This window comes from Acidimicrobiia bacterium, from assembly GCA_029210695.1.
GTDB lineage: Bacteria > Actinomycetota > Acidimicrobiia > Spongiisociales > JAHEDJ01 > JAHEDJ01.
In genome coordinates this window covers 1-3,356 of record JARGFH010000126.1, presented here as the reverse complement: position 1 = coordinate 3,356, position 3,356 = coordinate 1, and the positions used below count along the sequence as shown (strand labels likewise).

The 3,356-nt window shown below is 60.3% G+C and carries 4 protein-coding genes; 2 read left to right on the top strand and 2 right to left on the bottom strand.

Annotated features, from left to right (window positions below):
• Positions 1 to 157: 157 nt before the first annotated feature.
• Together P1T08_18500 and P1T08_18495 are read left to right on the top strand one after the other, a co-directional pair.
• Positions 158 to 967 (top strand): sugar transferase, encoded by an 810-nt coding sequence (locus P1T08_18500; GenBank protein MDF1598067.1) that lies wholly within the window; start codon positions 158 to 160, stop codon positions 965 to 967.
• Positions 968 to 1,087: 120 nt separating this feature from the next.
• Positions 1,088 to 1,510 carry a cupredoxin domain-containing protein gene (locus P1T08_18495; GenBank protein ID MDF1598066.1) on the top strand — a complete coding sequence of 141 codons (423 nt, stop codon included), beginning with the start codon at positions 1,088 to 1,090 and terminating at the stop codon, positions 1,508 to 1,510.
• A gap of 113 nt (positions 1,511 to 1,623) precedes the next feature.
• Here the strand turns inward: P1T08_18495 and P1T08_18490 are convergent, their stop codons facing one another.
• Together P1T08_18490 and P1T08_18485 are read right to left on the bottom strand one after the other, a co-directional pair.
• Complete coding sequence (locus P1T08_18490; GenBank protein ID MDF1598065.1) at positions 1,624 to 2,832, bottom strand: methyltransferase; 1,209 nt, start codon at positions 2,830 to 2,832, stop codon at positions 1,624 to 1,626.
• The gene (locus P1T08_18485) at positions 2,822 to 3,256 is read right to left on the bottom strand and encodes a pyridoxamine 5'-phosphate oxidase family protein (GenBank protein MDF1598064.1); all 435 of its coding nucleotides are present in this window, start codon (positions 3,254 to 3,256) and stop codon (positions 2,822 to 2,824) included. Before P1T08_18485 ends, P1T08_18490 begins: the two co-directional genes overlap by 11 nt.
• Positions 3,257 to 3,356: the final 100 nt, after the last annotated feature.

Below are 3,356 nucleotides of genomic sequence, written 5' to 3'. Positions count from 1 at the left end.
CACTACGCTCAACTGACCACTACCGGATGACTTGGAAACCAAACAACCGAGTCTCCATCAAACCCAGGGCGGTTCAGTTTGTCTTCAATCCCCTTGGTGGGTAGAAGACCGGGGATCACGGGCCCTTGGGGCACATCACCTTTGCTGGGAGGCTATCGTGATCAGGGAACCTTGGTTGGCGCCGTCCGTTGGTGCGTGGGAATTCGCTCCAACAAAGGAGGACGACCCACTCTACATAGACCTCGCCGACTCTACGGATGTCGATGGGATAACGCTTCAGTTGCCGTTCGCCGCCATTGGCGCCCGCAGCCTTCAGCTTCGAATCAATAGTGACGTCTCTCCGGTCTTCCTGGTCGCGCGTCGGGCGGTGAAGCGGGTCTTGGACATCGTGACGGCAGTGATCCTGCTCCTAGCTCTTTTGCCGATCATCGTGTTGACGGCGGTCGCCATCAAGACCTCGTCAAGAGGCCCTGTTTTCTACAGACATCGACGGATCGGGCGCCACGGCCGAGAGTTCATGGTGTGGAAGTTCCGATCGATGAGATCCGGGCTCACCGTCCACGATATCGCGGAGGCGATCGCGGCTGACGAGCACAAGGTCGAATCTCCCGTGTACAAGTCACCCAATGATCCGCGGCTAACGAGAGTAGGCCGGTTCATTCGTAGGACGGGACTGGACGAGTTGCCTCAACTCTTCAATATTCTCAGAGGGACGATGTCGTTGGTGGGCCCGCGCCCACTCGTCGAGGAGGAAGTCGCCGAACTCAATCCAGAGGAGTTCAAGCATCGACACTCAGTCCCGCCTGGGCTGACGGGTCTTTGGCAGGTATTCCGCAGGTCGGAGACGACTTTCGACGAGCGCATGCGACTCGACCTGTTATACGTTGGTTGTCAGACACTGTGGCTTGACTTGTACCTCATCATGATGACTCCACTCGCCTTGGTGAAGGGCGAGCGGTCCTTCTAGATAGCCACGGCTCGAATATTCGAACGACCAATCAGTAGAAATTCTGGCCGACAGGTTCTAAGGTCCATTGGCTATCTGCTCGAACGGGCAGTGGGATCCAACTGAAGGGGAGGACCAACTATGACTACGCGGCGCGTGTTCGCATCGACGGTACTCGGCTTGATCATCGTGTTATCCGGATGTGGTGGCGGAGCAGCCACCGAGATCGACGCCACTCTCAAGGACTTTGCATTCAGCCCGACCTCCTGGGAGATCCCAGCAGGTGAGACAATCACCATCAGCATGACGAACGAAGGCGCCGTCGAGCATGAGTGGGTCCTACTCAAGCCCGGCGTCACCATCAGCAGCGAAGCAGATCTTCCGGATACCGAGGAAGTACTGCTGGCCGATTTCGTTTACTGGGAAGAAGAGGTGGAGCCTGGAGCTTCCAAGAGCGAGACGTTCACGGCCCCTGCGGCAGGCGAGTATCAGATCATCTGCGCCATCCCCAGTCACTTCGATGCCGGCATGGAGGGAACGCTGACAGTCGTAGACGAAGGCTGAGCATTCGGCATTCATCGAAAGGGGTCCCACCGCATGGTGGGGCCCCTTCTCCATGGAAGCAACAGCCGAACGCAGCTCAGCCGTCCGGGGCCTCGACGCCTGGATGAGGCCGCTCAGCCTCGTCGGACTCGAACCGCGCTGAAGCCGTGCTTGCGAACTCGTTCCTTCACCGCCAGTCCTGTGAGAATCCCCGACTCCACGACCCTGGTGATCGTGGTGCTACGTCCACCCAGAACCAGTGATCCTCGTTTGGTTACTGTTTCCACCAAATCTCCGACAATGGCCGTCGTGAGGTTGATCGGGAGCTTGTCGGCCAGGGCCGCCGCCACCAGGTCGAACGGACCGATCAGGGGGGAGAGGTCCGGAGCATGGTGAACGTCCACCGTGCCGGCTCCCACCTCATTCAACTCCAGATTCGCCCGGGAGGCCTCAAGCGCCAGGAGGTCCCGACCGGCCAGGGTGATCTTGTCTGGTGAGCAACAACGGTGGAGCGCCATTGCGACATGTCCCTGGCCGGGTTCGAGAACAAGTGCCCTTGCTCGTTTCTGATGGGCGTTGGCGATCAGTTTGACCATCAGTCGCGTGCGGTAACTCAGCGAATCGAACTCCGGCAACCCCCATGCGGTGGAAGCTTCCCAATCCAACGAAGCAAATGAGAAACCCGTTTGGGCACGTGTATAGACGCCCCGCTCGAAAGACGATGCTGCATCGCCGGCTCCCGGCTCCGCCCGGAAGTGAAAGACCGTGTAGTCGCGAGCCTCCTCGCGCAACAGAACTTCGGCCCGACTGTTCTCCAGCACGTCCGCCACCAGGTCGTTGAGTGCCGCCACGGCGACGACCGCGGCTTTTCCTCCCGGACGCAGCACCCGACCGGCACCCAGCAGTAGCTCCTCGATCACCGCCGATCCGGCTTTGCCGGGAAGGTTGGCGACGATGAGATCGAAGCGGTGGTGGGGGCCGACTGAGTCGTAGCCGAGACTGCCGTAGGCGGTGGTGTCCTCGATCTCGTTGCGGGAAGCGTTGGCCGACGCGAAGCTCACTGCCAGGGCGTCGCGATCGATCATCTCGAGCCGGGCATCGGGGAATGTCGCTTTCAATGCCAACCCGATTGGCCCGTATCCGCAGCCGACGTCGAGGATCGAAGCGGGAGGGTCGATGGTCACGAGAGTTCGAAGCAACAGCTTCGACCCTGCATCGACGGCGTGGCTGCTGAACAGGTCGTGGGCCACGGCCAGTTCGAGGAGCGTTCCGCCGACGCGCAGCGTGACGAACTTCTTGAAGTGCGGAGACGCCTCCACCGGCGCGGTTCTCTCAGCCGGCACGCCACTCCGATCGGCCGTCGAACCCGAACCGGGCCAAGAAGAGCGCCCGGCTCGGCTTGATCTCGATGAAGATCGTTTCAGGCGAGTTGTCCGGACCACCCGGCGAGAAGAGATTGAGATCATATGACATCACCGACCACAGTTCATGCTTGTGCGAGGATGAGGTCAACAGGCGAGTAACACCCCAGACCATCAGCGAATCCCACCCGGAATCCGCGGTCACCTGATGATGCAGACAGACGGACGGGTTAGCAGCCGCATTGTGCACTTTTGCGCTCGATCGTCCGACCGCGCAGTAGAGCATTCGATCGTGCCAGTCGACGTGAACCGGCGCGACATGAGGGATCCCATCTGGTGCCACTGTGGCCAGGTGCACGATTGGTCCAAGCCGTGCGGAATGGGCGATGACGTCCGGGAGATCCATAGTCTTTCACGATAGGCGAGTTCGTCTAGGTGGCTGCCGAAAAAGTGGCTTTCGGTGAGGTTGGTTGGCGGCGGGCCAGTCGTGGGTGATGCCGGAGACC